This window comes from Methylophilus sp. (assembly GCF_035460085.1).
Classification (GTDB): domain Bacteria; phylum Pseudomonadota; class Gammaproteobacteria; order Burkholderiales; family Methylophilaceae; genus Methylophilus.
On record NZ_DATHWZ010000097.1, the window covers coordinates 1 to 3,278 of the forward strand.

Annotated in this window: 3 protein-coding genes and 1 pseudogene; 2 read left to right on the forward strand and 2 right to left on the reverse strand. The window is 51.8% G+C overall.

The annotated features are described in order from the left end of the window. Both VK958_RS13385 and hemW read left to right on the forward strand, forming a co-directional pair. Positions 1–292, forward strand: a 292-nt coding sequence (locus VK958_RS13385) for an FtsX-like permease family protein (protein ID WP_325242171.1), incomplete at its 5' end; no start/stop codon positions are given. A 38-nt stretch (positions 293–330) separates the two neighbouring features. Further along, positions 331–1,542, forward strand: a complete 1,212-nt coding sequence (gene hemW, locus VK958_RS13390; protein WP_325242173.1) for a radical SAM family heme chaperone HemW — start codon at positions 331–333, stop codon at positions 1,540–1,542. 845 nt (positions 1,543–2,387) lie between these two features. Here the strand turns inward: hemW and VK958_RS13395 are convergent. Continuing rightward, positions 2,388–3,095 carry a hypothetical protein gene (locus VK958_RS13395; protein WP_325242176.1) on the reverse strand — a complete coding sequence of 236 codons (708 nt, stop codon included), beginning with the start codon at positions 3,093–3,095 and terminating at the stop codon, positions 2,388–2,390. After that, positions 3,095–3,278: pseudogene (locus VK958_RS13400) on the reverse strand (argininosuccinate lyase); the annotation flags it as partial. The pseudogene VK958_RS13400 and the gene VK958_RS13395, both read right to left, overlap by 1 nt.

A 3,278-nucleotide genomic window follows, 5' to 3' on the forward strand; every position in this document is an offset into this window, starting at 1 on the left:
GCGGGAAAGCACGTTGATGCGGGTACTGGGCGCTTCAAGGAAGCAGGTGATACTGGCCATGCTGGTGGAGTTTTTATGCATAGGCATATTGGCCAGTGTCGTCGCCAATATTTTTACCAATATTGCGGCCTATTACCTGGCGACGCTGGTGCTGGATATGGAATACCAATTCAATGCCTGGCTGAGCGCGCAGGCCTTGCTGGCGGCAATTATACTGGTGCCGTTTTCTGCGTGGCTGGTGGCGCGTAACCAGTTTAACCAGCCGCCCAGGGTGTTGTTGCAAAGCATATAAACGCCGGTTGTCTCACGGTTACGCGGTAAAATACGCACATGATCCCGATTTACCCTGCCAACAGTTTGAGTGACGCGCCGTTACAAGGCGACGTCACGCTGAGCGGCCTCACCAATCCGCCGCCGCTTTCGCTGTATATCCATATTCCCTGGTGTGTACGCAAATGCCCGTATTGCGACTTTAATTCCCACGAAGCGCGGCAGGAAATCCCGGAAGCCGCTTATGTCGATGCACTGATTGCCGACCTTGAACAGGCCACGCCGCTGGTGTGGGGCCGCAAAATCCGCAGCGTCTTTTTTGGTGGTGGCACGCCCAGCATTTTTTCCGCCGAGTCGATTGATAAAATCCTCAGCCATGTGCGCATGCTGACGCCGCTGGAATATGGTGCGGAAGTGACGCTGGAAGCTAACCCCGGCACAGTCGATATCGCCAATTTCAAGGGATATCGCGATGCAGGCGTGAACCGTGTTTCGTTAGGCATACAGAGTTTCCAGCCGCAATATTTGAAAGCTTTAGGGCGTATTCATGACCTTGAGCAAGCACTCGCTGCGGCTGAATTGGCCTTGCATACCTTTGACAAAGTAAATCTGGACGTAATGTATGCATTACCTGAGCAAAGCCTGGAAGATGCATTGGTAGATGCCGAAACAGCCTGTCAGTTGAAACCAGCGCATTTGTCGTTTTATCACCTGACACTGGAACCTAACACGCCGTTCCACCGCACGCCGCCGAGCCTGCCGGATGATGACACCAGCGCCACCATGCAGGAAGAAATCGAGAAGATACTCGCAGCGAATGGCTACCAGCATTATGAAACTTCAGGCTTTGCCCAGCCTGGTCAGCAATGCCAGCACAACCTGAATTACTGGACGTTTGGCGATTATTTAGGCATTGGGGCCGGGGCGCATTCCAAGCTGAGTTTTCATGACAGGATTATTCGCCAGAGTCGTCATAAGCATCCGAAGAGATATCTGGAATCGGTGGCTACAGGGCAGATGGTGGATAGTGAATGGCAGATTGGCCGTGAGGACCTGGCGTTTGAATTTATGATGAATGCGTTAAGGTTGGTGGATGGCGTGGAGGTCGGGTTGTTTCAGCAACGGACGGGATTGCCGTTGCGGGTGATTCAGACGCAGATGCAGGAGGCGCAGCAGAAGGGTTTGCTGGAGCAGCTTGGAGGAGTGATTAAACCGACGTTGCTGGGGCAGCGGTTTTTGAATACCTTGCTGGAGATGTTTTTACCGGAATAGAGCAGCAATGAACATGCTTTGCCTGTGGCGCCGGACCGGTAGAAGCAAGGGCGTGATGCAATGAGTCGTCATTCTGGCGTAGGTCAGAATCCAGGCGAGGTTATGCGAAGCTTGGTTTCAATCAAATAGTTAATCTAACGCATACGGTAAGTTCCTAATACGTATTTCTTCATACATTCACTTTTCTTTTCGCTTCTCAGCGAGTTACTTTTCTTTGCTTGCCCAAAGAAAAGCTAACCAAAAGAAATGCACCCTAGCTTCCGCTTGTTCCCTGCGTTGCTCATCAACGTGGGCGGCCAACGAAACTCGCCCTGACAAGCCACGCAGAACGTGGCTTGTTGCGGAACTCGAACAGACGCTGGCTGACAACTCCCACGCTGACTGCGCTACTCGGCGCGTCAGATAGGGGCCCGGGAAAACCACACGCTTTCAATTGGGTGTAATTCTTTACATCGCACCACGCTCAACCACTGGGGAAGAAGAAACAAAAGAATTAGAGTTATAAAAGTTTGAATTGGGTCTACGAATTGTAAAACTGATTAAGTGCCCACCGTCCTTAACATCACACAGCTGTTTCATCGTGGTGGTTTTAAATGGGCCCCTATTTGACGCGCCGAGTAGCGCAGTCAAAAAAAGAATTAAGGGAGCGTTTGTTTGAGTCCCGCAGCAGATCACGTTCTGTGTGAGCTGCTAGGTCGAGTTTCGCGACCGCTTATTTTGACGAGCAACGCAGGAAACAAGCGGATGCTAGGGTGCCCTTTACTTTGGTGCCTTTGCTTTGGGCAAGCAAAGGAAAGACACTCGCCTAGAGGCGAAAAAGAATCCATCAAAGTTCGATGAACGTATCAATCAACAGAGCGGCCTTTTCTCTGCAATCCCCAGACCGCAACCAACACCAATAACAACAATCCACTACTCACAATCATCACCAAATGCGGTTGTTTAGATAAACTCTTCACCGACATATGCCCTAGCGCCTTAATATTCGACTGAAAGTTATACCGCACCTGGGCTGTTAATTCCGATGCCGAAGATTTTGCATTATTCAGTTTCATCCATACTGGTACCTGAATAGACGGCAAACTCAAGCTAGGAAAGATACTTCCCGATTGCTCCCACTGCCGCATCTGCAAACTCATCACCAATCCTTGTGTCGCAAACATTTGCGGATCTGCTTCATCCGCTTTTTTAATGCGATGCGTCACGGTATGCAGCGCTTGCGCATTCGGTACTGCAATCAATTGCGCATAATCGACGCGTTGATTTGCGGTAAGGAGGATGCCACGGCTGCGGCTTAAGGTCAGCGATTGCTGCACAAAGCGCTGCTGCAACACCGGGCTTTGCGGGTAGAGTTTGGCGGCCAGGCTGTTGATGCTTTCGCCTGGTAATAACGGCCATAACATGGACTGTTCGTGCCTGGGATTGGCAATGCCGAACGCGGCCTGGGCCGATTGCTGGACCAGCCCCGCCATTAAGCCAACGCAGAGCATCAATCCTGCCACCATCAGCCAATGTGATCTGCGATTCCACTGGTGATGAAGCAGGCGTGCCATCAGCGCCCTAACTGTTCCCTGGCTTGCGCGATGGCGCGGCGTACTTGTTCAGGCGCGGTGCCACCGGTGTGGTTGCGGCTGGCGACTGAGCCTTCCAGTGTCAGGACTTCAAATACATCATCGCCTATGGTTGCGCTAAAGGCCTGCAATTCAGCCAGGCTGAATTCGGCCAGGTCACGTCCG